Genomic DNA, 26,004 nt, shown 5'->3' with positions numbered 1-26,004 from the left:
ATATCCCAATGAGAAGAACAATATTAATAATAGGAATTCTGGCAGTCGTTGCGATGTTTTCCAGTTGTAAGAAATTTTTGGACGTAAAGCCCAAAACAAATTTATCGGAAGAACAGCTGTTTACTTCAGAAGTTGGTTTTCAGCAGGCTTTATCAGGAGTATATGGCCAGCTGGCCACTAACAGCCTTTACGGCGACAACCTTTCTATGGGTTTCGTTTCTGCGCTGGCACAAAATTATTCGACACTTAACAGCAACGCAGACGTTTCATTGCAACAAACCCAAGTTCTGAACTATGCATCGGCAGAAGTCGCGGGGTATACAAATGCCATCTGGTCTGCCAGTTACAGTGCAATTGCCGCAGCAAACAAAATAATTATAAATACAGAGACAAACAGGTCTGTGTTAACCAATAATTCATATGCACTACTGCGCGGTGAGGCTTTAGCCTTGAGGGCATTTGTACATTTTGATTTATTACGCATGTTTGGGCCTGAATATACTGAGGGTGCCAATTTAAAAGCGATCCCTTACAAAAAGGATGTTAACGAAAACGCAATTATACCATCTACCACTGCTGATGTGGTGAAATTCGCTTTAGCTGATCTGACGGAGGCCGCAAATTTGTTGTTGCCGGTTGATCCGATAATAACCAGCGATTTAAGGAGCAGACGGAATAAGCTGAATTACTATGGCATAAAAGCACTTGAAGCAAGAATAAAATTATACAGTGGTGATAAAGCGGGTGCTTCTGCTGCCGCAAATGTAGTGATCAACTCTACAAAATATACTTTTGTCACCCAGACTGCCGCCGGAGCGATCAGCTCAGGACTGGTGGTACGCGACCGCCTGTATTTCAACGAACAGGTGTTCATGATCAGGGTTCGGGATATATTGCCCACCGTTCAACGTTATTTTAGATTTAGGGGTGCTTTAGGACAAACCCTCACACGTACCTCTGCTAACTTTGCTACGCTGTATGAAACCACATCGGGCGGCGGAACAGACATCAGGTTCCTTTACCGCCTTGAGCAGGATGGCGGAAACCTGTTTCCCTCTAAATTCTGGCAAGCCTCAACCGCTACTACGACCATCAACGACAATTTACTGGATCAGTATGTACCTGGTATTCGCCTTGCCGAAATGTATTACATTCTTGCGGAAACCGCGGAGACTCCTGCTGTCGGTGTCGGATTTTTAAATATGGTGCGCCAGAACAGGGGGCTTTCCAATCTGGCAACAACCATTACAGCTACCGCACTCACAGCAGCGATAACCAAGGAGTACCAGAAGGAATTTTATGCAGAAGGCCAATTGTTCTTTTACTATAAACGTATTAAAGCATTAAGAATGCAATTCCGTAATATCGACATGGCTCCAGAGCAGTATGTGCTGCCAATCCCCAATGCTGAACTTCAATTTAATCCGAATTATGCTAACTAATCGCACTCGTATTATGAAATACTTATTATATATGACAATGATCTTCTCCCTTTTTTCTTGTAAGAAAGAAGCGGTAGAAACTTATCAAGGAAAAGACGGTGTTAGTTTTTTTGCTTACACTTATCAACAATTACATACAACAGCGACAAGAAGTTACTCTTTTGCCTTTCAAAGCACAGTAAAAGCAAGGGATACCATGTATATACCCTTGAGGATTACCGGAAAGCTGTCTGATCAGCCGCGTACGGTATTGCTAAAAACAGCTGAAGGAACAACGGCAACAGCGGGCATTGATTTTGAGTTAAAAGAAGTGACCATTCCTCCTGGAGTCTCCATATTTAATTATCCGCTTGTCCTGATCAACTCTGTTGGAATGGCAAGCAATGTTTATAAAATCGTATTAGAGCCAGCGGAAACCAAGGACTTTACTTTAGGGACTTTAGGCCAGACACCTGCCAATAGTGTCAATCTGGGTACGGAGGAAAACTTTAGATATCTGAAGATAGAAGTATCCAGTATGTACATCAGGCCTGCTTATTGGGATGTTCTGGATGCAGATTTCGGAGAGTTTAGCGCTGAAAAATACAAATTCATGGTCAGGGTGCTGGGTATAACAGATTTCTCTTATGAGAATATCGGGTTTGACGGTTTCATAAACTTCCCCGTGACGCTGAGGAATGCACTTGCCGCTTATGAAGTTGCAAATGGCCCATTATTAGATGAGAACAAGAACAAGATTTCTTTCCCTTAATTTAGATATTATGCATTTAAAACATTTTTTAAAGCTTAGCCTGATTGTTGCAATCATGCTAACATTTGCCTGCAGCAAAGACAATAATCTGTATAAATATGAGCAAATTAACGACATTAAGATTACCGATGCAATAACCAGTTTTACCATACCTCAACTGGATTCGTTGATCATTACACCAACATTAGCGGAAACAATGCCTGCAGGTGATTCATTTACCTACAGTTGGACAATTGATTCAAAAGTGATTGCTCAATCTAAAAATTTGCGCACAAAAGTAACCTTAAGCCCAGGTACGTATTTGATAACCTATAAGGTAACGAGTAATAAAAATGGCATTTATACCCTGAAACGTTATACCGTTGTCGTAACAGGAGTCTATCCCAATGGCTGGTACATTGTCAATAGTAAAGATGGAAAAGGAAGGATTTCGTTAATCCGTACCGATGAAGTGATTTTTGAGAATCCTATGGAAGTCGCTAACAATAAAACCTATCCAGGAAAACCATTGGGCTTATATAATTTTGGGAAAGGTGGTTTCTTTTATTATTTCACCGATCAAAATGTGTATCGGTTTAACATGAACGACTGGCTGGAGCTCGGTGATAAAAATTCTATACTTCCGAATTTGGCCACACCGCTTCCGTTTAAAAGTGCACCGGTTTTTATAATGAACACCTCGAAATTTGACCAGTTCATTGTGGCGGATGGCGGTTTATATGCTGGAATCTCAGGCTCGACTTCAGACAACGTTAAGCCTTTTAGTCAACGCATTCCTGGCGACTATGACCTATTCCCGGGTGTATTTCCAAACACTTATAACCTAACCTATTTTTATAATAATACCAACATGCGCTTTATGCGAATGGGTATTTTTTCAAGAATTCTGGAAGATGCACCTAATACAACCGGCTCGTTTGACATGGCAAATGTGGGAAGAAAAATGATTGCATACGATCGTGGCATGTCAACCTTATTTGAAGAAGAAATTGAATGGTATTTCATCATGGAAGACAATAGCGGCCGCTACTTAATGTCCTTGACTTATGATAACTTCGGCAATACCCAACCTGGTGTTAATCAACAAATGGTAAATAGTCCGGAAATTGGTAGTGCAAATAACTTTGCAACATCTTCCGTATTGAAACAACTTTATTATACTGTTGGCAATAGGGTATATCTGTACGACATGCTTGCAAAATCTGCACGCCTGATTTACACTTTCCCAGCTGGATATGTGATAAAAGACATTGAGATGCTACGCAGCACAAGCAAACAACTGGTGATTGGTGTCAATAATGGTGCAGCGGGTGAAGTATATTATTTCGACATCAATGGTCAGGGAGAATTCAGCAATGGCGCTTACGATAAGAAATTTACCGGCTTTGGTGAAATTGTACAAGTTGCCCCTGCCAGACAAAACATGTAAAGCAAATGGTAATTTAAAGAAGGTAACATTATATATAATTGAATGAAAAAAATATCAGCGCTTATTGCTATTCTGTTTATAGGATCCTCGGGATACAGTCAACAGATGCAACCTGTATACAAGGCAAGTCTTGACTCTTTAAAAATCTTCATTGATCCATCAAAAAAGGAAACTATCCTTAACCGCCTGGTTAAGGCCTATCCAGGCGATAATTTTGATCAATACAGAGCCGCACTCATAGATAATTTTGTAATAGCAAAAAACTCCGCTAAAGCTTTATTCTACTTCAACCAGATTGAAGAAACGGCAAGAGTCATGTATGTGGGATCGGTTGCGACAGGACTTATGGCCTACGATCTGAAAGCTGCCGAAACATTGATCCGGCAAGAATTGGCAAATCCGACGAACGTTAAGGAAGACAGGCTATTTTTGTTAAATCTGTATAGTCAGTTGATGGATAAGAAAGGTGACTATCATAAGGCTTTCGCTGCTATAAAAGAGTGTTACGAGCAGGCACCGAGAAAAAGTGTTGGATTAACCGCACAATATTATTATCTGATGAGTAAAACTGGTAGATACCAGGAAGCATTTCCAGAACTGGAGAAAGCAGCGTCGACAGGTCTAGTCGACGATAATTTTAAGGCCGAACTGAAAAATGCTTACGCAAAAGTGAATCCTGGAAAAGATGCGAACGCTTACCTTACCGATTTAAGCAATCAGTTTGAAGAAAAATACAGCACAGAAATAGCGGCCAAAATGATAGCTGAGCAAGCCCCGGAATTTAAAGTTGAAGACGTAAATGGCAGAGAAGTATCACTCTCAGATTTTAAAGGCAAAACGATTGTTCTGGACTTTTGGGCTACCTGGTGCGGGCCTTGTAAAAAATCTCTTCCGGCCATGCAAATGATGGTTAACAAATATGTGAATGATCCGAATGTAAATTTCCTGTTTATACATACCTGGGAAACTGTCCCAGACCCTAAATCAGACGCTGTGAACTATTTGCTTACGCATAACCTGGATCTGCCCTTATACATGGATGTCAAAAACCCGGAAACTAAAAAGAACCCTGCGGTATCTTCATTTGGCGTAAAGGGAATTCCTGCAAAGTTTATCATTGATGGCAATGGCAAAATACGCTTCAAGACAAGTGGGTTAGTGTGGCCAAATGAGGCTGCAGTTAAGGAACTTTCTGCCATGGTAGAGATGGCCCGTAAAATGTAACTCTCCAGAGATGAGTTAACATTACACTACCAAACCCTCGTATGCCCTGGGCACACGAGGGTTTCCTGCTTAGGCTTAACTAACAAGCGCGTACTCTGCGATGAAAATTTTCATAAGTGAAGAAATCAGCGAAATTGATTTCACTTGTTTTGATTACCTTTTAAATCCACACCTAAAACCTCATTCAATTTATCGTGTAGTGCGCTGCCATTTAAAGTTTTCCCAATAATAACTCCATTAGGATCAATTAAGAAATTCTGAGGAATGGCCTGAACACCGAATGATTTTGCTGCCTCACTGTTCCAGAATTTCAATTCAGATAACTGAAGCCAGGGAAGGCCATCTTTCCTGATGGCTGCCAACCATGCAGACCTATCTTCCAACTTATCCAGCGCTACACCCACCACTGTAAAATTTTTATCCTTGAATTTGTTATAGGCTTTAACCAGGTTAGGGTTTTCTGCACGACAAGGCCCGCACCAACTGGCCCAAAAGTCAAGGAGTACATATTTCCCCCTGAATGAAGAAAGCTTAACCAGCTTTCCTGCTGTATCTGGGATCTCAAAATCGGGGGCTGGCTTACCAATTGCCGCAACTGCCATATTATTTAAGCTTTCCTCTATTTTTTTCCCCTTGTCCGTTTTTTTAAGGGTTGCTGATAGCCCATCAAACAGCGGCTTAACTATATTGTACGGTTGAAAATAAGCTACTTTAGGGAATAATTCAAGACTCAATTCTGAATTGGGATGTGATTTAATAAATGAAGTATACACCTTCACATTCATTTCGCTGAACCTTTTTCGAAAGCCTTCTAATTTAGCTTCATAATCTGGTGTATTTTGCGGCAACAGCTTTCCTTCCAGAAACTTTTGATCATCGCCAGTCAGTTTTGAGTATTCTGCACTTTCCAATTTATCCAGATCATCATAGTCTTTATTAGAAGGAGCACCTGTTACCCCGATAGTTGAACCCCCGCTGACTGTATCTTTCTGGACGGCCTGAGCAAATAGTTCATTGAGTTTAGCTTCAAGTTCCTTTCCATGCAAATCCATGGCAACTATTGCACCTGTACTATCGATCAGGAGGTTTCTGGGAATAGCTGTTATCCTGTATCTTTTAGCCATTTCAGAGTCAAATCCTTTCCCATCGCTCAGGTTTGGCCAGGTATATTGATCTGCATCAATCGCCTTTTTCCAGGCCGTTGGATTTGTATCCAGTGAAATGCCGATCACACCAAAACCTTTAGCCTTGTATTTTTCATACAGGGGAATTAACTCGCGCCCTTGTGCTCTGCAAGGCACGCACCAACTTGCCCAGAAATCTATAAAAGTGTATGTATTCTTAGATGTGATTTGTTTGGATGCCACCAACTTTCCATCAGGGTCCGGCATTACAAAATCCTGATATAGCAAAGCTTTTTTTTGTGCTGATGCTACTCCGGAAGCAGTGCTTTCCACAACCTTTTTATCTGTGTCATTTATAGCTACTGTAAACTCTTTCCTGGAAGGGGGAAGGCACATCTGGTCGTTACAGGCCATGTATTTGATGACGAAAGACAGATCTGTCTTTTTCTCGGATTTCAACTTAAGCGTTTGTGTAAAGGTAACTCCTTTGGCATAATAAGCCACTTCTTCGCCCTTTTTCTTATCAAATCCCTGCTCGCTTACTGGCCCTATTAATTCCAAATTATCATTATTGGCAAATATAAATTCAGTAGGCATGCCCAATCCGCCTTCCGATGATTGAGGATAGATGTGAAAGGGTTCCTGAACAGTAGCTATAAACTTTATCTCATAAGTTAGAGGGGCAGTCTTTTGACTGCTAAACTTCCAGGAAACAGGATGTATGTCCTGAGCTAATGCCAGGCACTTTAATGTACTTAGCATTAGAAAAAGCAATATTCTTCTCATTGGTTTCTATTTTTATTTTACTTGCCGGGCTGATGCTTGAGCAGCACGTGCTTTGGTAATCTCTACCATTGCTTTCAGCTTATAATACTCTCTGTCTGTAGAACCTGCATAACCGGAACTGAAAAACCTGATGTTGCCCATCGGATCGAAGATGATTTTGGTAGGCGTTGCTGTTACAGCATACGCTTTATTCTCTTCATCCTGTAATATCTCAAGCTTAACCGGCTTTCTTGCGGCAAATACTTTTACCTCGGCCTGAGGCTCAAATAAGTTTACCACAAATAGCTGAAATTCACTTTTCTTATAGTCTGCCACTACTTTTTCAAATCCGGCAAAAGCAGCTACACAAGGTGTACATCCGGTAGACCAGAAATCAAGTACTAAGACTTTACCATTATAATCGGCCAGGTTAACCGGCTTGCCATCCAGAGAATTCAGCGTAATGTCTTTTACAGGCTTATTGGCCAAAAATGTATTTATCGTTTTGCCAGGTTGATTAACGATAGGCATTGTGCCTGTAAGTGGTAATGCCGGAGATTCTACATACATTTTTTCTACCTTGTGGTAGTATTTCTGATAAGCTTCATCTGTAAGAGATTTCAGGTATTGTTCGAAACCCTTATCTGATCCTTTAACTTTCTGATATATTTCCTTAAAAGTAGCCACCATATAAGGATTGGAATCAGCTTCCTTAAAAGCTTTGCTCAAAGTATCAAATGCAATTTTATGATCGCCAGCAACAGACATAACGATAGCATAGCGGTTCAGATAGTTGGATTTGACATCTTTAAAATAGCCATTGTCATTAGCGGAAGCCACCTTTTTTCCGGCTGAATTAGCAATCATAGCTTTGGCTGCTGCAGTATTTCCCAGTTTGGCATTAGCCGCTGCATTCAAATCCATTAAAATATGAGTTCTACCGAATGCATCGGTCCAGGTACCTTTTTTCAATTGCTCCAAAAATTCGTTGGTATACTTTGCAACAGCAACGTATTGCTTTTTCTCATCAAACAATTTTTCGAGGGCATAAGTGAGGTTTAAAAATTGCATGGGGTTGTATTTAGGTTGGGCCGCCTGATAATGGTTGTACTTATCTAAATTCCCCTTGGCTAACCAGTTAACAGCGAGTTCAGCGCGAAAACTATTGTCTTCTTTTTCGGCTAACTTTGCCTTATTTTCATTGTAATATTTATCCTGGTCTTCAACTTTTTCAATCATCATAAAGTCTTGAAGGCCATATTTTTTTACTGGTGTTTGCTGGGCCCAGGCTGAACTGGAAATCAACAGCAATAAGATTAGTTTTTTCATCTTTTTATATTTTAGGTAGGATTTACTTAATTAGCTAAATACTGCTCACGCAGTATTTAGCATAATATAATTATGGGTTTTCTTCCAGACCGTTGCTCGTTCCCAACACAACTTCCCCAAATTTCAGGGCAAACCTTTCAGGTTTTAGGGTAAAGCTTTGCGCAACATTTCCATTATCAGCAAATGTTTTATGGATATACTTAACATGATCGCCATAAACAGGATCCTGAGATAAGCGGCGCATATCTAACCATCTATTACCAGTAAAGAAAAGTTCACGAATCCTTTCATCAAGGATAAACCGTACCAGTTTGTTTTGATCAGCTGCAATTGCCGAAGGTACAGGAGCTGCTGCCCCTGAAGTTCTTTTAACCCGCAGGGCCTGTACATCCTGCACAGCTCCTGCCAGATCGTTTGTGCGGGCCCTGGCTTCTGCACGCATCAGGTATAAGTCTGGCAAAACTGGACCAACATCTTCAAGAAAAGCAAATTGCGGTCTTCTCATGCCCCTGGGATAAACCAAAACGCCGTCAAAGTCTAAATCATCAGATTTGTACAAACGTCTGTCTGTGAGATCAAATAGCTTAACGGTTTCTTCTGAAAGCACAAATGTATTAGGCGCTGAGAATAATGTCTTAGTCGCATCAATGTTAAAAATAGTCTCCGTATCATTGATAACCTGAGGTTTGTTCCCGGAATAACTAAATCCATTATGAGGAAGCCAGGACTGAGATCCTCCTGCAGGATTCATAACTACGTTATAATCATACAAAGCCACAGGAATGTTAGCTTTTGGAATTTCCAAAAAGGCGAGGTCAACGTTAGTTTTTGCCGCCGTAAAGTTATTCATTGCGAAATAAATACGTGCAAGATAAGTGTATGCAGTAAGTTTACTAATTTTACGACGGTGAGTTAATATGCCTAAATCTGGTATAGACTCGTTAATGTCATTAATCATCAACTCATAATTCGCTTTTTGACTTAAACGCACAAAATTTGTTTGATTTACATCAGATTTGGTAATATCAGGAATCCCCAAATCAGTAGCAGCGGTATTGGCGTTATAAGGCTTTGAAAAGTCACTTAAAAACATGAAATTACAGATTGCCCTTAATACTTTGGCTTGCGCCAATATTGCTTTCTTTTGAGCATCAGTACCACCTTCAGAATCCATCACATTATTAATGACCTTATTAAAAACATAAAGTCTCCTGATATAAATGGCTTCATTTGTAGCTGCAGAACTGAATTCATCTGGTGTAGCTCCGGCATCGTAAATCCTATCGTCATACCTAAAAAGACGTTGCATGCGTGGCGGTATCTCGGTATAAAAAGACTGCATTGCCGCCATCTCATCGCCCATATAAATATTTGCAGGCAAAAATGTTTGAATATTTGAAATATTCAATACTTGCTCATAATCGTTGGTTGTCTTTAAAACTTTTTGTCCTTTGGGTACGATTTCCAGGAATTCCTTTTTACAGGAAAACTGGACCAGCAAAGAAAGCGCAAAAGCTGAAACCAGGGTATATTTTTTAAATATTTTCATAACACATGTCATTTATTGTTTAATTAAAAAGTAATATGAGCTCCTAACGATACCGTTCCTTGTGCAGGCCTCACGTTAGTTACTTGCCCCTGAGCTCTATTAACTTCCGGATCAAAATTTAAGTCATTAGCCGTCCATAGCAGTATATTGTTTACATTGCAGCGGAAAGTAATCGATTGTGCTTTAATTTTGTTTGCAATTAATTGTGGAAGAGAATAGCTTAAACTGATATCCCTGATCTTTACATAATCGGCAGATAAAATTCTCGTACTTCCTTGGTTGTAATAATTCAAATTTCTGGCGGCAGAAACTGTTGAGTTAGCCACATATCTTGGAATATCTGTACGGGCTTCATCACCAGGAACTTTCCAACGTGCTAAAAATCCATTTTGGTAATCGTTACCATATATGATCCCATCGCCTGTGTTCACCCTTGGATCACGAAAGACGTGTCCTGTATTGAAAATTATGTTCACGCCCAGGTTAAATGATTTATATTGGAAGTTATTGCTAAGTCCACCAGACAAAGGCGCCTGAGTTACGCCCATCCTAAGAATATCAACAGGCAGGCTTATATTCGGATTTGAGGTAACTGTTCCATCAGCAAGTCTTATCTGAGGATCTCCTGAGGCATTTAGCCCAGCATAATTATAAGCATACAAAGAATAAAGTGATTGACCAACAATTGAAGTTGTTCCTTGACTAAAAACTGTTCCTACCAAAGCTGCTCCCGTAGTAGCCACATTGTTAAGATTCAATTTTGTTAGCTTGTTTTTATTATAGCCCAATATTAGACCACTACTCCAGGCAAAATCCCTTGTTCTTAAATTAACTGAATTCAATGCAATGTCTATTCCTTTGTTTTGCATATCACCGAAATTGCCGGTCACACTCGCATAACCCGTTAATGGAGAAGTAATTACAACACCAATCAGATCACTTGTCTTTTTCAGATATACGTCAACCGAACCACTTAATCTGTTATTAAGCACTGCAAAGTCTAAACCTGCATTATAGTTTTTGGTGGTTTCCCATGTCAATTTGCTGTTAGCGGGGGTTTGCAAAGCTAATCCGGAACCGTTTACAGCATTGAGATTAACCCTTGCGGCAAAAATGTCAAAAGAAGCAGCTTGTCCCGGTCTGGGTGCATTTCCTGTAATTCCGTAGGTTAAACGCAGATCTAAACGGTTTAACCAATTAACCGGTTTCATGAATTGTTCGTTCCCTAAGCTCCACTTTCCCCCTATACTATATACAGGTTTGTTTTGGGCTGATCTATCAAAGCCGAATAGATTACCCTGATCTACCCGAAAACTACCATTCAATGAGTATTTTCTGGCAAAGGTATAAGCAGCACCGGCCACATATGAAGTTGTCCTTATAATAGGTTGCTCTTTTGTATCAGGACTAAGGGTTAATAAGTTTGAAGAGGCTGAACCAGCTACCCCAGCTATTGTATTGGTTTGTAACCTGGCAGCATCAACGAAACCATAAGTTTGCGCACCATCATCCCATCCATAAAAATATCCATTACTATTGATAATCTGCTCGCTCCTGGCTTCTTGTGCAAACATAGCTGTTATCTGGTGTTTATTCCAATCGCGATCAAAGGTTAATTGGTTTCTTATGGTCCAGCTCTTTGCTACCAAATTTTTTGTTTCCAGCGTTCCGCCAAACTGAGGTAAATTATATACAGGTACTGAGGTTGTAGTAGGCGCAACGGTGAAACGTGTTTTTAAAACCCTTACATCATAATTGCTTTCATCGCGAACAGCTCTCATTGCACCCGATGCATAGTTGAAGCCATAAGTTCCTGTAAATTTCAGGCCCTTTATGATGTCTATTGTTCCTCCGGTCTGAAATCTTGTACTTAGCGTATTTCGGGTTGAATCGGCACTGTTCTGTTCTAAAAGGGGGTTATAGTCCAGATTGATCCGGCTTCTTGCCTGAAAGTCAAGACGCCTGGATTCTGGAAATAAACCTGCCCAATTTACATCCAAAGGATTACCATTTGCATCTTTCACCAATTGATATTCATTGGCAGCTATATTGGTAGGTAACGATACATTGTTATATTTAGTAATTCTATTGTTAATTTCAGCATTCAAATTTATTTTAATTCTTTTGCTCACAGTAAACTGGTTATTAAGTAGCAACTGATATGCATTGTCATTCTCGCCAGGCGTATTACTAACCCTGCCCAGATGCTGGGCTGAACCATAAAATGAATGCACCTTACCGCCTCCGGAAACAGATAGGGTCTGATTTAGAACAGAAGCATCGCGAATGAATAGATCGTTGATCTGGCCTTCATTAGATAATTTCGATAAACTATCCAATTTAAAGTTGGCTTGTGCGAGTGTAATAACATTTCTACCTGGAGTTGCATCATACAAAAACTGAAGATGTGGAGGTATCGGAACACCTTGATTCAGCAACGAAGTATAACTGGTAGCCGCCGAATATTCCGGAAATAATTCCCTGGCTAATGCAATATGTTCAGCATTGGAGATCCGTGGAATGTAATAACGGTCCGGACGGCCATTGAATCCAAAATAACCATCATAATCGATCTGAAGTTTATCACCGGCTTTGCCTTTTTTTGTGTTAACAACTATTACTCCATTTGCAGCTTTTGCCCCCCAAATAGATGAAGCTGTAGCATCCTTAAGTACGGTAATGTCTTCTACGCTCTGCACATTCAAATTGTCAAAAATTTCTCTTGAGACTTGAATACCATCCACAACATATAATGGCTCGGTATTGAGATTAAGGGTTGTGGTTCCGCGGATAACAATGCCACCGTTACCACCGGCACCACTGGATAAACCAGGTACCAATCCTTCCAGGCGGTTAAGGAGCGTTGGCGAGCCTGCAGATCTGTCTAGCATCACTTTTAGGTTTGGCTTGGAAAATGAACCAGCACTACGCTCTTTAGAAATCTGTTGATAGCCAGTGTTGAATGTAACCTCTACTTCGGATAAATCAGTGGTCCTGAACTCCATTCTGATAATGCCGAGATCTGGCTTTGCAGGTAGCACTACTGGCTCATAGCCCATGTAGGCAATGATAATATTGGCTTTTGAATCTACGTTGAGCAAAACGAACTCTCCTCTGAGATTGCTGCTACCCAGCGCTTTTGGATCGCCCTCTACAATTATTGAGGCCCCGGAAAGCGGTTCGCCCTTCTCATCCAAAACCTTGCCCTTTACCGTGATCCGCTCCTGAAGCCAGGCACCCTTATTTTGTGTTACCGAAGGTTCCGGTTTTTTTTTGATGGACACAATAATGCCTTCAATACTATAAGACAGGGGTAGATTTTTAAGGGCCAATCTCATCGCCTGGTGGATATCAGCGTTATTGACATCTATGCTGACCAATTTATTCTTAGGAATTATTTTCCCATCGAATATGATATCAAATCCACTTTGTTTACGTATCTCCCGTAATACAGATTCCAGGGGAACGTCCTTTTTCGACATCGAAATGCGCTGGGCGAGTGAGGCCGCGCTAACGTGCATAAAGGATGCTATTAATATTACGGTGGTTAGGCGCATAATAAGCAAAATTTTGTGGTATACCGATTTACGTACACCAAGGTTGCTGGTATATTTTTTATACATTTGTTTAGTCGTTATGCAGGATTCTTGGTTTTAGAAGGTTAAGACCCTGCAGTAAACAGTTGATTTAGTTAATTGTGACGATTGTACCAGGAGTGTCTTACATTCCTGGTTTTTAGGTTTTATAGTAGCTTTTATTCCATTCCGTATATTTAAGTGATTAATCCATTATTTATCAACCAGGGATGTTATTTGAAAACATGAACCGTTTTACCCTCAATTCTGAACCTTGCCAGCCCCGTATCTTCAATGGCTTTTAATACGGTTGACAAATTGTTACGTCTGGACATCCAGCCTCCTGATTCTAAATCTTCGGGAACTGCTTCATCATATACGATTACCACATCGTACCAACGGGCGATTTTACGCATTGCAGTTTTAAAATCTACGTGATTCAGGAAGAAATCCCCTTCTTTCCAGTCTGTGATGTCATCAAGGCTGACCTCATTTACCTGAAGCCTGCCACCATAATTAACAACCTGCTGACCGGGCCTGATCAACTGCGTCTTTCCCTTGACACTAACTTTCACAGAACCCTCCAGTAAAGTTGTGGCAATCTGCGGTTCATCTTTGTATGCATTTACATTAAAATGTGTTCCCAGAACTTCGATCGATTGTCCTCTGGTTTCTACTACAAAAGGATGTTTTTTATCTTTTGAAACCTCGAAATATCCTTCGCCGTCGAGCCTTACGCTGCGTTTGCCACGCTCGTTAAGGGCTGAAGAGTAGGTTAAACTTGAAGCTGCATTCAAATACACCAAAGATCCGTCGGGCAAACGCACCCGGTAGGTTTCACCTTTGGCGGTGGTAAGCGTGTTAATTTTAACGGATTCAGCTGAATTTTCTTTTATTTCATAAATCAACTGACCGTTTGCCAGCTTGCTAATCTCAACTCCGGATTCATTGGCAAGTTTCCCATCGCTTACTTCCCCCAGCCGGATTTTTTTTCCGTTGGCCAGAGTAAGGGTAGCGCCTTGTTTTCCGGGTGCAATTTCCGGGCTGGTTTGTTGCTGGTTTTTGAAATATAACAAGCCCGCCCCAAATATTATTGTTGCTACTGCGGCGGCTATTCCGTATCGCCAAAGTTTATGTTTGCCTGTGCTTTGACGGTCGGTTGTTGGGTCCGGACCTAACTTAGCCCGAACAATCATAAGATCAGATTCAACATCTATATGTCTAAATTGCCTGCCCATTTCCTGCAAATCTTTTTCGTTGAGTACTTCACGAAAAATCTGCATGTTTTCTGATGAAGAATTTATCCAGTTTTCTACTTCGTCCACCTCTTCAGCCCCTAAGGTGCCCATAAGGTAACCCGAAATCAATTCGGACAGTCTTTCAGACAATATTGTGGTTCTTTCGTCCATAGCTTTATCTTCGCATTTATACTACTATAATGCACGGAATCTTTATATGTCCAAAAGAAAATGAAAAAAGTTCAAGAATTATTTAGACAGGCTTAATGCCAATGGCCTGGAAATAATAATGCTATTACCAGCAGAAAATCTTCACTGGATAGTTTTCCGCGCAGCAGGGTGATTCCGCGCATCTTCTGGCTATTTACAGTGCTTACACTGATATCCATTTCTTCAGCGATCTGTGATGGCTTCTTCCCTTCCTCAAAAGTCATCAGAATGACCTTCCGGCACTGTTCCGGTAAGGTGTTCACCTGGCTAAAAATTCGGGTCACGACTTCCGATTGAATGATCTCCTTTAATGCATTCTGGTCGTCCAGATCGGCTCCCTGCATAAGGCTTTGGTATTTTTCCTGATATTTCTGTTTCCTGAAATCCATCAGACAACCATTCTTAACGCAGGTGAATAAAAAGGATTTTAGTTTTGGTATGGTCGTAAAATTCTGACGCATTTGCCAGGCTTTCAACATCGCTTCTTGCGCAATGTCTTTAGCAGCCTGTTCGTCAGCTAATATTCTTCCGGCAAACAAGCAGAGCATAGGGTAAAAATGGCGGAATAAGACATTGAACGCCAGGTCACCGCCATCATTGAACTCATGAAGCAATGCCGGATTTTTTATGTCAACCTTATCCACTTTTATATTCATCCCTATTGTAAAGATACACATCCTGTTGTTAAAGTTTACAATTAAGTGGGACCAGCGAAGTATAAATGTAGAACAACTGATCAATGTTTCTCTCACTAAATCTGATTGAGGACCTGACAATGTTTTTTCGAAAAATTATTAATTGACTCCCCTTGTTGAAGATGAAGATCGTTAAGTTAAATAAATAATCAATTTTATTTTGCATCTTCATATTAATATCGTAATATTACGATATAAAATTATGGGACTTACAAAAACAGAAATATTTACAGACGACCAGAATCAGCTTGCTACCTTATTAAAGGCAATGGCTCATCCTGCGCGGATTGCTATCCTGCAAAGGATATTGATTTCCAATACCTGTATTTGCGGTGATCTTGTTGGGGAACTGGGATTGGCACAGGCAACCATTTCACAACATCTAAAAGAATTAAAGAACGCAGGAATAATACAAGGAACAATAGAGGGTGTTAGTGTCTGTTACTGTATCAATCCAAAAACATGGAAGTTATTAGAGCAGCAATTGGGTGCTTTTCTTGCCGAATACAAAGGTGAAACAACTTGTTGTTAACCTTTTTTTGCCTATATCAATCGTTAAATTGCAATAATACTATAAATAGATAAATTATGAAACTATCAGAAATAAAAGAAATCCTTGCTACGGCTGAAGGAGTAAATTTTAAATTAGAAAATGGTAATTCGGTGCCGGAGCATTTTCATGTAACCGAGGTTGGAATTATTACAAAAGACTTTATAGACTGCGGAGGGACTGTACGCCATGAAAAAGTGGCTAATTTCCAGTTGTGGGATGCGAATGATTATGAGCACCGTTTAAAAGCTGGCAAATTACTGCATATTATCTTGCTTTCAGAGCGGGTTTTGGGAATGGAAGATTTAGAAATTGAAGTGGAATATCAGGCAGAAACTATTGGTAAGTATGACCTGGGATTTGACGGAAATAACTTTCTTTTACTAGCGAAGAAAACAGCTTGTTTAGCAACGGATAAATGTGGTGTTCCGGCTGAAAAACAAAAAATTGAAATGGTAAATCTGGCTTCAGGTTCAACTTGTACTCCGGGTGGCGGATGCTGCTAGTTTTAAGACCGATAAATATAACAATGAATACAGAACTTTTCCAGGAACTTGAAAGTGTGGTGAGCACTTTCAAGTTTGATAGCATCGCATCAGATCGCAGGGCCTTGTTACAGCCCTTAATTGATTTTATTCAGGACAAACACAGTACTCAAAGCGAGGTGCGCCTCAATTTGATCTGCACACACAATTCACGCAGAAGTCATCTTTCACAAGTTTGGGCGCAGACAGCGGCCGCTTATTATGGCATTAAAAATGTCTTTTGTTACTCAGGGGGAACAGAAGCCACAGCGTTGTTTCCTGTAGTTGCCGAAACCTTGAAACATACAGGTTTTAAAATTCAGGTTATTGCCGAAGGGAATAATCCCATATATGCCATAAAGTATAGCGATAACGAACATCCTGTCATCGGTTTTTCAAAGACCTATGATCATGAATTTAACCCTTCAGGTGCATTTGCTGCAATAATGACCTGCTCACAAGCCGATGGGGGCTGTCCATTCATCCCCGGTGCGGAAAAGCGTATTCCAATAACGTTTGATGACCCAAAAGCATTTGACAATACGCCACAACAAGCAGAAAAGTATCAGGAAAGAAGCTTGCAGATAGCAACTGAAATGTTTTACGTGTTTTCACAAATCAAATAAATATGTCTGCAAATACTTGTGCCCCTGCGGCAGAGCGTAAAAAATTGGGTTTTCTTGACCGTTACTTAACCCTATGGATTTTCCTGGCAATGGCCATTGGTGTATCTATCGGATTTTTTGTTCCATCCTCATCAGGATTTATCAACTCCTTTTCCAGCGGCACAACTAATATTCCATTGGCCATCGGGCTAATCCTGATGATGTACCCGCCATTGGCAAAGGTGAAATATGAGCAAATGGGCAAAGTTTTTAAAGATACCAAGGTATTGAGTGTATCTTTAATATTGAACTGGGTAATTGGTCCGATATTGATGTTCTTCCTTGCCATTACCTTTTTACGTGACTATCCTGAATACATGGTTGGACTGATTCTGATTGGTTTAGCAAGGTGCATTGCTATGGTTGTAGTTTGGAACGAACTTGCGGAAGGAAACCGTGAATATGCTGCCGGATTAATTGCCTTAAACAGCATTTTCCAGGTATTATTATACAGTGTGTTTGCATACATCTTCATTACGGTTCTTCCCCCATATTTTGGTCTGCAAGGTTTAGATGTAAATATCACTATTTCCGAAATTGCTAAAAGTGTAGGGATATATTTGGGCATTCCATTTGCGATGGGTGTGATCAGTAGGTATGCATTGATTGCTATCAAAGGAGAAGATTGGTTCCAAAACAAATTTATACCCCTTATCTCCCCAATTACTTTAATTGCATTGCTCTTTACAATAGTAGTAATGTTTAGTTTGAAAGGAGAACTTATCGTTCAGATCCCTATGGACGTACTAAGAATAGCTATTCCACTTGTTATCTATTTCTCTATCATGTTTGTGATCAGCTTTTTTGCAGGACGTTATTTTGGTGCTGATTATTCTAAGAGCACCTCAATTGCCTTTACTGCAACGGGAAATAATTTTGAACTGGCTATTGCTGTTGCCATTGGTGTTTTTGGTATCAATTCAGGACAGGCATTTGCCGGGGTAATCGGCCCTTTGGTTGAAGTGCCCGCATTAATCGCTTTGGTAAATCTTGCTTTTTGGTTTAGGAAAAAATACTACAAAACCGTACCGATTAGTTAAGGATTATGGGTGGATTGCCAGGATGTGTCATGAAGCCTATGTCGGGGAGTCAATTTGGTGAGACTTATCCAATTCGAGATGAGCCCTGAGATTTTCTTCTCCAATTGTATCCAACAGTTCAGTTATACCATAATAATTAATTGCAACAACAATATCAACAAGGGCAAGCAAACGATCGGTTTCTATTTCAGCAGCATCAAATTTATTTCTTAGCTTATTTTTCATATCCATCTCTCCGACAGGCTTCGACTTTTCTATATGTATCTAAAAGCCAACCTCTTGTTTATTGTTTAACTATTTTAAACTCGGTTCTTCTGTTCAACTGATGATCCGCCTCTGAACATTTCACTCCGTTTGAGCAGTTATTCAACAACTTGCTTTCGCCATAGCCTTTCGCTGTTATTCTATTTTTACCGATGCCGTGATCAATGATATACTGAACAGCTGAATTTGCCCTCCGCTGAGACAACCACTGATTATACTGATCATTGCCTCTGCTGTCGGTATGCGATCCAAGTTCTACCCAAATTGTTGGGTTGTCTTTCAGAATCTTAACAAGCTTATCGAGTTCAACCGCTGCATCCGGCCGGATATTGGATTTATCAAAATCGTAGTAAATATTCTCTATCTTAATTGCTTTTTCCAATTCAATTTTCTCTAAATAAAGATCTCTCCTAATCTCAGCAGAGGCGGTTAAATTAATTGTTGTAAGTGATGCAACATCGGCTCTGTAATTGCTTTTTTCTCCTGTCAGGTTGTAATCAGATTCCTTATCGAGATTAAACCTAAAATTACCACTTTCATCAGTTTGAACTTTGAGCGTTTGACCATTGATTTTAGAAAGGGTAACTATAGCATTTACTAATGGTTGGTTAGTCTTTCGATCAAATACACTGCCGATCAATTTGAGCGCAAAGATTTGCTGCTCTGTAAAACTATAAATATCGTCGCTGCCAAGTCCACCTGATCTATTTGAGGTAAAATATCCAGTTAATGGCGAAGTTTTCAAATAAGCAAAATCATCTTGCGGAGAGTTTGTGGGATAACCCAGGTTTTTTGGTCCGGCAAATTTCCCATTCAGTAACTGAGCTTTAAAAATATCCAATCCACCCATTCCTACCCGGCCATCGGTACTAAAATACAGATTATGCTCATTATCCAATATCGGTGTCCGTTCATTGCCTTTAGTGTTAATCTCCTTTAAATTTACCGGCAATCCCCAGTCACCGGCACTGGTGCGTTGACACATGTAAATATCTGTTCCCCCAAGTCCGTTCGGCATGTTGGATACAAAATAAAGACTATTTCCATCTGAAGTTATAAATGGATCCCCAACGGAGTAATCATCTACTTTGTTATACTTAAAAGGGATAGGGCTTGCCCATTTACCATCTGCATCTTTTTTACTCGAATAAATCTCGAGGTTAACAGTTGCTATTTTTCCATTAACATAAACTGGCTTTTTAGGTATTTTGCTTAAGGTAAAAAAAACTTCCTTCCCATCTTTACTAAAACTTGCCGGCCCAACATGATAATCTGTATTTGCATTTAAATTGAAACTAAAAACGCTATCCTGATTTTCATCTTTTTCATACAGTTTTAAATAATGGTTCCCTGTCCAGCCATAAACAGTTCGGTCGGGTTTCTTAGTTCCATCGAACTTTAAGAACGGTCTATTACCAGATAATTTATCGGCTGATGTATTTCCACGGTCTGAAGAAAAAACAATACTGTTCCCATACACTGTAGCCCCCCAGTCTGACTGGGGAGTATTGAGTATTTTTTCATTGCTGATGACCACTGTTGCAGGGTTTTTCATCCAAAACCCGGCTGAATCGCAGCTCAACAACCAAAGATTTTGTTCTTTTGGATCAACATCCTTGTTTAATTCACCATACTTCTGATATTGCGCTTTTGCTTCAGCATATTTTGAATTTTGCTGTAATGCCTTGGCGTAATGGAGAACATTTTCCGGATTGGTGTTCGACATTCCAGCAGCGATTGCATACCAGCTTTCAGCTTGTTTGTAATTGTTCTGGTAGCTATAAGCCTGAGCCAGCCTTTCAGCCGCATGTAAGGTCGGTTTCTTTTTATAAGCCAGTTCATACAAATCAATCGCTTTACTGAAGTTATAAAGTTCATACTGTTTATCAGCCTCAAGCCGTGCATATTGAGCAAATACAGTAGTCTGATGAGCGAACAATACGGTAACAGCCAGAAATAATCTGTAAATATTCTTTTTCATATTTTTCATTTTCCTCTTCAGGGATTTAAATTACATTTAGCGCTAAGCAGAAATTAAAAATATCTCGGCGTACGCATTCTTGTATATCTTTTATTGAAGAAATAGCTTATGGAGATTTCATGAGTACCTGCACTGTAACCTTGAAGTGGACCAATAGAAATATCATACGCATAACCTATCCTAAAGTTCTCCGTTGGTAAAAATTGTACCGCTGCAACTACTGAATTCAGCTGACTCAAGTTCTTTTGCAGGTAATCTTTATTGTACAACTTCACACCGGTACGATATGAACCTCCTACCCAAAACTTATCTGCCAAAATCACGAAAGTGTTTATATCTAAACTGGTTGGACCTCCCCTGTCATCTTTTAGCAGAAACGATGGCTTCAATAAAACACCCTCGTTTAACGGCAGCAACACACCTGCAGTTAAATAATAATGCGGCCTGGGTTGTGGGATAAACGCATAACGATCAATATCAATATATTGAGCGATCAGATTATCCACTGACAGACCCGCATAAAAACGATCATTCGAAAAATAAACACCTACTCTCGCATCGGGCAAAATTGTACTTTGAACTCCTGTTGGCTGATACACTTCAGGATCGTTCGGGTTTAATTTGGCTCCATCAATCCCTAGTTGAATAGCGCCGAAACCAAGACCGAACGCTAATCTTGCAGAGCCATCACTATTCATGCGTATTCTATAGGCGTAATTGCCAAACACGGATTCATTGCGTTGGGCACCCAAACGGTCACTTGAAATTTGTAGTGCAAGCCCAACATTTCCATCATTGGCAATAGCGTCAACTGCTAACGACATGGTTTTAGGCGCCCCGGTAATTCCGGTCCATTGATTTCGGTAAAATGCATGAATATTTAACTGCTCCCTATACCCGGCATAAGCTGGATTAATATAAATTCCATTGAACATATATTGGCTAAACTGTGCATCCTGCTGGCCTTTAACCAAATTGGAGAAGAAAAGGAGCGCGGTAAATATCTGTAATATTCTTTTCATGTTTTTCAATTGTGATCGTTCCTACCCACTTGAAACTAATTTTTAAAAGCCCTGATTAAGGTGATGTACCCTTTAAATATCTGCCAGTCACCCCCGGTACCCTCTTTCACACGAAGAATGTAATAGTATGTACCTTCGTTCAATCCTTCTCCGGTCCAATCATTTCGATAATTATCAGATTTATAGACCTGATTGCCCCAGCGATTTACAATAGTCAGATCGTTCTGCGCAAACAGCTCTAACCCTCGTATTTCAAAAGTATCATTGTTGCCGTCGCCATTAGGTGTGAATAGGTTTGGAACAAATAATGATACCCCTGAAACAGCCAGCTTGGTAAAGAAACCTGCGTTAGCTGCAAAATCAGCAGAAATCTCTACATCGTTTCGGGTATGCACCCCTGGGAATGGATTGGAACCTTTTAAGAGGTCCCACCTGTCTGCGGTAAGATAGCGGGAAATTGCAGCATTCTCATCCTTAAAAAGATTGCCATTGGTAAAACTGTTGTGTTGCAAGGTCATCGATAGCGTTGTTGCAGGCGAGCCGTAAATGTGCCACACGCGATCCATACCTGTTGACAGATTTTTAATGGCTTTACCTGCACCAGCATAATCCTGTACACTTACGTATAGCTTAGCTGCATTTTGAGGGGTTAAAGTTGCTGGTGTATAATCTCCTTCAGAAATACCTACTGGAAAAACAAATGAATCTTTACCACCATATTCTTTGATCATATGGCCAACAATACTATTACTGGTAACAACCATACGGTCTTTACTGTAGTTGGTGATTTTTCCGCTACTATTGAAAGCTAAATTCTGACCATTTAGAATTACATCGGCACCATTCACCGCAAGATCCAAAGTTCCCCCGATATTTAAAGTAGCCGATAAGGCACCACCCGGATTAGCAATTCCAAAACCTGGGTCACTAACATCATCCAATTTGATATTGTTAGAATTACGGTGCTCAAGCAAAAGGTTTATAAAGCCAGCATTATTTCCATCAATATGACTTGGACCTGATCCCATTGAGGTATAAAATGGATTATCGCCTGGATTGTAAATCACAATTTTGCCAGAGCCATTAAAAGTAGCTCCCGGTGCAATCCAAATATGCTTGCTGTAAATTTCTAATGTACCGTCAATTTGCCAGACTGCATTAGGGCCAAAATAAGTACCCTCGCTGAAACGCTGTTCCGTAGTTCCGGCAGAAACTGTCATAATTGAATTATCAACAGTCATACTTCCAGATCCGGTTTGGGCAGCAGCCTGAAATTTTAAGCTAAATAGCAGGCTAAAAAAAAGGATAATTTGGTATTTATAGTTTTTCATTTTTATAAAATGATCTAACACTATTTTTAACTTCTGTATATTATGATCCTTCTTCTTATTATTGATTAACTCTTGTAATACTAAGCGAGCCAAGGTCAATGACATTGGATGCAACTGCACTACAACTAAACCGTACTCTAATCCGATCCCCGGCTCCCAAAAGCCCAGTCCAGTTCAATGAATTCCCATTGGCTATCTCTGAAGTAGTTTTGCTGGCCTGAGTATCCTGTACTAAATTCTGCCAACTACCGCCATTGTCTGTACTTTTCTGAAAAGAAGCAATTGTATTCCAAGAGTTATTTGTTTCGGAAGCTGCTGTATGTGTGTGTGAGGTTTGCATACTAAGTACAAATATGCCTCCCATATTAGCAGGAACTGTAAAAAAGTTGTTGTTCGGATCAGATGTATTCCAGGCATTGTAAACATCTAAATTTTCAACAGAGAACCTACCCACTAACATAGCCCCTCCATTTATGGTTTGTACTCCGGGTACCCCTGCACTCACCAATAGTTTAGGAATTCCCGCATCTGTTGACACACCCGGCACATATCCTAAAACCCCGTTGGCATCAGCAACTACGGTTCTTGTTGCAGTAAAAGTTTGATCTTGTGTTGCAGAGGCGGCCCCGTTTGATTGTGTATTTATAGCATTTGTTGCGCCATTAAGAGGTAGGCCTCTAAGTCTTGCTATACCATTCAAGTCTAATTTTTCCGTAGGAGATGAATTATTAACACCCAAATTCCCAGTTCCAGTTACCGTAGCTCTTGTGAGCCCATTAGTAACTAAATTTAATGGCTTAGCTTCTCCTGTAGTTGTTCCTACATGTAAAGCGGTTGCATTGCCTCTTGAAGTTAACTGGGCAGCACCAGCATTATCAACATATAAATCTACTGTTGCACTGCCTCCAGTTAAGGTTAAGTTTCCTCTGGTGGTTGTACCAATGATGTTTTGGCTTGCCATACCAGCAATGTCTGTGCTAAATTGGATACTACCATTGCCAGCTGTTGAAAAAGTCAAATCCTTCGAATCCATATTCACCGTCCTGTTAGCTGCCAAAGTTCCATTGGTAGTATAAAGATTAGTATTTAAGTCAGTTACCGGAACGGTTTTTAACACCCCATCAACGTCAGCCACTACCATTTGATCGGTAGCTGTATTACCTGCCAAACCATTGATGTCCCTAATTCGCACATTTCCAGCTCCAACATCTAATTGGTCTAAAGGATCATTGGTAGCTATACCTACATTTCCTGTTCCGGTAATACGCATTCTTTCAACTCCCGAAGCACCTCCTGGACTTGTTGAAAATGTTATCGGCGATGGAAGTGTTGTCTGATGGGTAGCTATCGCCAATTGGCTAGCCGCCCCTGTTGCTGTTAAATTAACCTCACCACTTGTAGGCCACGCCTGAATATCAAAGCGGTTATAAGTAGATCCAGAACCAGAACTCACATATATATCTGCATCATTACTACCTTGTGCCTCAGAGCCAATACGGCCATTTGGATCAAACCTAATAACTCTTTCAGGTGAAGTAAACCTAAGGCTTTTTCCATCTAAAGTTACTACTCTGTTACTTATTAATGTACCGTTTGCATTGTAAATATTAACAGGAGCTGCTGGGTTCCAGGCAGAGCCATTCCAAGTCATTACATTTCCTGTAGCTGATCCAGGCGTTAAGCCCAATGTGTAAGGACTAACATCTGTTCCGGCACCGGCACGTGCTAAACCGCCGTTCGTAGTGGCATTAGTCACCTCATTACCAATCACTCCATCTACTTCTGTTACAAGTCCAGAAGGACTTGACCACACCATTTTTCCCGATGCAGTTTGGGTCATGATCTGACCAGCGGTACCACTGGTTGTTGGAAACCAATACTCTCCAGTTTGAGCAGCGCCCGCATCTCTGAAATTAAAGCGTACCCCATTTATTTTTTGAATGAAAATCTCCGAACTATTATTTAGGGGGAACGGATCGGCTGCTCCATTGGTATTGGTATGTCTTAAGCGCATGCCATCATTTTGTAATGATAACGTTGAACCAAAATTGCCAGTAACATTATAACTTTCCATGAAAAAGTTACCTGTGTTAGTTGATCTTATACCCGATAACGAGTTGGTACCATCCTGTGAAGATAATGCGGCTTGAGTTTCTTCAGCACTTATGGTATTGGTTGTCGTACCGGTTTTAGCTAATAATGCTGCTGAAGTAGAATTGGCAGTTGATACTCTGAAATCTCCGTTGGTATTGTTTTGCCAATAGTGCATGGCTCCCAGTGGATTAGTAAAGCTAGCTACTTCGGTTCCAAACGAAGTGTTACCAGATATCACCTCTGATTTAAAATCACCTTTTACTTCGAATTGCTTAGTAGTTGCAGCTGAGCCGAAGTTACCAATACCTACCCTGCCATTTTGATAAATGTTTTGGCTATTGGTTGTTGCTTTTGTTGTAGTTGTACCTTGTTCATTCCAAGGTTCGATAGCGGCCGAAGCGAATGGCACTGATTTTAGCACCCCGTCTATCCCAGCTACTAACAGGTTATCTGTTGATGAGCCGGCTTGTAGTCCAGCGATAGCTAACGTATTAGTGGCATCTGCAGTGATAACTGTTGGTTTAACTAACAGTCCACCCAATTGAATATTATCTGTAGTTTTAGTTAAACCATTGTCTGCGGTAACCGCAGCTGTAGTTCCCGCAGGGCCTTGGGGTCCAGTTGGACCAGCTACACCTTGCGGACCAACAGCACCAGTAGCACCCTGTGGTCCTTTGAATGTTCCACCGTCTGCTGTCCATGTACCGCCTGTTTTGATATAGGTTAAACCAGTTGTCGTATCTACATACGTATCACCATCAACACCTGTACCAGCTCCGGGAACTGTCGTTCCGCTTAGCATCGATTTACCGTTCGTTCCATTGGTCCCGTTTGTACCATTAGTGCCAGCAACACCAGGAGCACCAGTTGCCCCCATAGCACCATCTGGACCCATTAATGTTCCACCGTCTGCTGTCCATGTACCGCCTGTTTTGATATAGGTTAAACCAGTTGTCGTATCTACATATGTATCGCCATCAACACCTGTACCAGCTCCGGGAACTGTTGTTCCGCTTAGCATCGATTTACCGTTCGTTCCATTGGTCCCGTTTGTACCATTAGTGCCCGCAACACCTTGCGGACCAGCTACACCTTGCGGACCAACAGCACCAGTAGCACCCTGTGGTCCTTTGAATGTTCCACCGTCTGCTGTCCATGTACCACCTGTTTTGATATAGGTTAAACCAGTTGTCGTATCTACA

General features: G+C 40.6%; 19 protein-coding genes. 8 read left to right on the top strand and 11 right to left on the bottom strand.

The window, feature by feature from the left end; genetic code table 11:
* The first annotated feature begins 8 nt into the window (after positions 1 to 8).
* From ABIE26_RS15750 to ABIE26_RS15735, 4 genes are read left to right on the top strand one after another with little or no spacing between them, the layout of a single operon-like run.
* Positions 9 to 1,442, top strand: coding sequence for a RagB/SusD family nutrient uptake outer membrane protein (locus tag ABIE26_RS15750; protein ID WP_310143459.1), 1,434 nt, complete (start codon positions 9 to 11; stop codon positions 1,440 to 1,442).
* A gap of 13 nt (positions 1,443 to 1,455) precedes the next feature.
* Entirely contained in the window at positions 1,456 to 2,193 is a 738-nt protein-coding gene (locus tag ABIE26_RS15745; RefSeq protein ID WP_310143456.1) for a DUF4843 domain-containing protein, read from the top strand.
* A 10-nt stretch (positions 2,194 to 2,203) separates the two neighbouring features.
* Positions 2,204 to 3,622: a PKD-like family lipoprotein gene (locus ABIE26_RS15740; RefSeq protein ID WP_310143454.1), complete on the top strand. Its 1,419-nt coding sequence runs from the start codon at positions 2,204 to 2,206 to the stop codon at positions 3,620 to 3,622.
* 42 nt (positions 3,623 to 3,664) lie between these two features.
* Entirely contained in the window at positions 3,665 to 4,846 is a 1,182-nt protein-coding gene (locus ABIE26_RS15735; RefSeq protein ID WP_310143451.1) for a TlpA disulfide reductase family protein, read from the top strand.
* A 140-nt stretch (positions 4,847 to 4,986) separates the two neighbouring features.
* Here ABIE26_RS15735 and ABIE26_RS15730 read toward each other — a convergent pair whose 3' ends face one another.
* The 6 genes from ABIE26_RS15730 to ABIE26_RS15705 all read right to left on the bottom strand — a co-directional run bounded on the left by ABIE26_RS15730 (position 4,987) and on the right by ABIE26_RS15705 (position 15,292).
* A complete protein-coding gene (locus tag ABIE26_RS15730; protein ID WP_310143450.1) occupies positions 4,987 to 6,756 on the bottom strand; it encodes a TlpA disulfide reductase family protein in 1,770 nt (589 codons plus the stop codon).
* 12 nt (positions 6,757 to 6,768) lie between these two features.
* Complete coding sequence (locus ABIE26_RS15725) at positions 6,769 to 8,064, bottom strand: TlpA disulfide reductase family protein (protein WP_310143447.1); 1,296 nt, start codon at positions 8,062 to 8,064, stop codon at positions 6,769 to 6,771.
* A 70-nt stretch (positions 8,065 to 8,134) separates the two neighbouring features.
* On the bottom strand, positions 8,135 to 9,613 hold the full coding sequence (locus ABIE26_RS15720; protein ID WP_310143446.1) for a RagB/SusD family nutrient uptake outer membrane protein: 1,479 nt from the start codon (positions 9,611 to 9,613) through the stop codon (positions 8,135 to 8,137).
* A 23-nt stretch (positions 9,614 to 9,636) separates the two neighbouring features.
* Positions 9,637 to 13,236, bottom strand: a complete 3,600-nt coding sequence (locus ABIE26_RS15715) for a SusC/RagA family TonB-linked outer membrane protein (RefSeq protein ID WP_310143444.1) — start codon at positions 13,234 to 13,236, stop codon at positions 9,637 to 9,639.
* Positions 13,237 to 13,421: 185 nt separating this feature from the next.
* Positions 13,422 to 14,597 carry a FecR domain-containing protein gene (locus ABIE26_RS15710; protein WP_310143442.1) on the bottom strand — a complete coding sequence of 392 codons (1,176 nt, stop codon included), beginning with the start codon at positions 14,595 to 14,597 and terminating at the stop codon, positions 13,422 to 13,424.
* A 92-nt stretch (positions 14,598 to 14,689) separates the two neighbouring features.
* Positions 14,690 to 15,292: an RNA polymerase sigma-70 factor gene (locus ABIE26_RS15705; RefSeq protein WP_310143441.1), complete on the bottom strand. Its 603-nt coding sequence runs from the start codon at positions 15,290 to 15,292 to the stop codon at positions 14,690 to 14,692.
* Between the two features lie 241 nt (positions 15,293 to 15,533).
* Here ABIE26_RS15705 and ABIE26_RS15700 point away from each other — a divergent pair, with 241 nt between their 5' ends.
* From ABIE26_RS15700 to arsB, 4 genes are read left to right on the top strand one after another with little or no spacing between them, the layout of a single operon-like run.
* Positions 15,534 to 15,863: an ArsR/SmtB family transcription factor gene (locus ABIE26_RS15700; RefSeq protein WP_310143440.1), complete on the top strand. Its 330-nt coding sequence runs from the start codon at positions 15,534 to 15,536 to the stop codon at positions 15,861 to 15,863.
* Positions 15,864 to 15,919: 56 nt separating this feature from the next.
* Entirely contained in the window at positions 15,920 to 16,387 is a 468-nt protein-coding gene (locus tag ABIE26_RS15695) for a DUF6428 family protein (protein ID WP_310143437.1), read from the top strand.
* Positions 16,388 to 16,410: 23 nt separating this feature from the next.
* On the top strand, positions 16,411 to 17,031 hold the full coding sequence (locus ABIE26_RS15690; RefSeq protein WP_310143436.1) for a low molecular weight phosphatase family protein: 621 nt from the start codon (positions 16,411 to 16,413) through the stop codon (positions 17,029 to 17,031).
* A gap of 2 nt (positions 17,032 to 17,033) precedes the next feature.
* Entirely contained in the window at positions 17,034 to 18,110 is a 1,077-nt protein-coding gene (gene arsB, locus ABIE26_RS15685) for an ACR3 family arsenite efflux transporter (protein ID WP_310143433.1), read from the top strand.
* Positions 18,111 to 18,146: 36 nt separating this feature from the next.
* Here the strand turns inward: arsB and ABIE26_RS15680 are convergent, their stop codons facing one another.
* From ABIE26_RS15680 to ABIE26_RS15660, 5 genes are all read right to left on the bottom strand, one after another.
* Complete coding sequence (locus tag ABIE26_RS15680) at positions 18,147 to 18,341, bottom strand: hypothetical protein (protein WP_310143431.1); 195 nt, start codon at positions 18,339 to 18,341, stop codon at positions 18,147 to 18,149.
* Positions 18,342 to 18,393: 52 nt separating this feature from the next.
* Positions 18,394 to 20,355: an OmpA family protein gene (locus tag ABIE26_RS15675; RefSeq protein WP_354376068.1), complete on the bottom strand. Its 1,962-nt coding sequence runs from the start codon at positions 20,353 to 20,355 to the stop codon at positions 18,394 to 18,396.
* Between the two features lie 53 nt (positions 20,356 to 20,408).
* The gene (locus ABIE26_RS15670; protein ID WP_310143428.1) at positions 20,409 to 21,377 is read right to left on the bottom strand and encodes a PorP/SprF family type IX secretion system membrane protein; all 969 of its coding nucleotides are present in this window, start codon (positions 21,375 to 21,377) and stop codon (positions 20,409 to 20,411) included.
* Between the two features lie 35 nt (positions 21,378 to 21,412).
* On the bottom strand, positions 21,413 to 22,813 hold the full coding sequence (locus ABIE26_RS15665; protein WP_310143426.1) for a gliding motility-associated C-terminal domain-containing protein: 1,401 nt from the start codon (positions 22,811 to 22,813) through the stop codon (positions 21,413 to 21,415).
* The coding region (locus tag ABIE26_RS15660) for a beta strand repeat-containing protein (protein WP_436410406.1) at positions 22,767 to 26,004 on the bottom strand (3,238 nt) is incomplete at its 5' end. The genes ABIE26_RS15660 and ABIE26_RS15665, both read right to left, overlap by 47 nt.

The organism is Pedobacter africanus (assembly GCF_040548825.1).
GTDB classification, from domain to species: domain Bacteria; phylum Bacteroidota; class Bacteroidia; order Sphingobacteriales; family Sphingobacteriaceae; genus Pedobacter; species Pedobacter africanus_A.
Note: the sequence above shows the minus strand (reverse complement) of the source record. Positions and strands in the feature narration are given on the sequence as shown.

Coding starts and splice junctions, on each gene's coding strand:
- ABIE26_RS15750 (WP_310143459.1), top strand. CDS start 9: ATGAGAAGAACAATATTAATAATAGGAATTCTGGCAGTCGTTGCGATG.
- ABIE26_RS15745 (WP_310143456.1), top strand. CDS start 1,456: ATGAAATACTTATTATATATGACAATGATCTTCTCCCTTTTTTCTTGT.
- ABIE26_RS15740 (WP_310143454.1), top strand. CDS start 2,204: ATGCATTTAAAACATTTTTTAAAGCTTAGCCTGATTGTTGCAATCATG.
- ABIE26_RS15735 (WP_310143451.1), top strand. CDS start 3,665: ATGAAAAAAATATCAGCGCTTATTGCTATTCTGTTTATAGGATCCTCG.
- ABIE26_RS15730 (WP_310143450.1), bottom strand. CDS start 6,756: ATGAGAAGAATATTGCTTTTTCTAATGCTAAGTACATTAAAGTGCCTG.
- ABIE26_RS15725 (WP_310143447.1), bottom strand. CDS start 8,064: ATGAAAAAACTAATCTTATTGCTGTTGATTTCCAGTTCAGCCTGGGCC.
- ABIE26_RS15720 (WP_310143446.1), bottom strand. CDS start 9,613: ATGAAAATATTTAAAAAATATACCCTGGTTTCAGCTTTTGCGCTTTCT.
- ABIE26_RS15715 (WP_310143444.1), bottom strand. CDS start 13,236: ATGTATAAAAAATATACCAGCAACCTTGGTGTACGTAAATCGGTATAC.
- ABIE26_RS15710 (WP_310143442.1), bottom strand. CDS start 14,597: ATGGACGAAAGAACCACAATATTGTCTGAAAGACTGTCCGAATTGATT.
- ABIE26_RS15705 (WP_310143441.1), bottom strand. CDS start 15,292: ATGAATATAAAAGTGGATAAGGTTGACATAAAAAATCCGGCATTGCTT.
- ABIE26_RS15700 (WP_310143440.1), top strand. CDS start 15,534: ATGGGACTTACAAAAACAGAAATATTTACAGACGACCAGAATCAGCTT.
- ABIE26_RS15695 (WP_310143437.1), top strand. CDS start 15,920: ATGAAACTATCAGAAATAAAAGAAATCCTTGCTACGGCTGAAGGAGTA.
- ABIE26_RS15690 (WP_310143436.1), top strand. CDS start 16,411: ATGAATACAGAACTTTTCCAGGAACTTGAAAGTGTGGTGAGCACTTTC.
- arsB (WP_310143433.1), top strand. CDS start 17,034: ATGTCTGCAAATACTTGTGCCCCTGCGGCAGAGCGTAAAAAATTGGGT.
- ABIE26_RS15680 (WP_310143431.1), bottom strand. CDS start 18,341: ATGGATATGAAAAATAAGCTAAGAAATAAATTTGATGCTGCTGAAATA.
- ABIE26_RS15675 (WP_354376068.1), bottom strand. CDS start 20,355: ATGAAAAAGAATATTTACAGATTATTTCTGGCTGTTACCGTATTGTTC.
- ABIE26_RS15670 (WP_310143428.1), bottom strand. CDS start 21,377: ATGAAAAGAATATTACAGATATTTACCGCGCTCCTTTTCTTCTCCAAT.
- ABIE26_RS15665 (WP_310143426.1), bottom strand. CDS start 22,813: ATGTCATTGACCTTGGCTCGCTTAGTATTACAAGAGTTAATCAATAAT.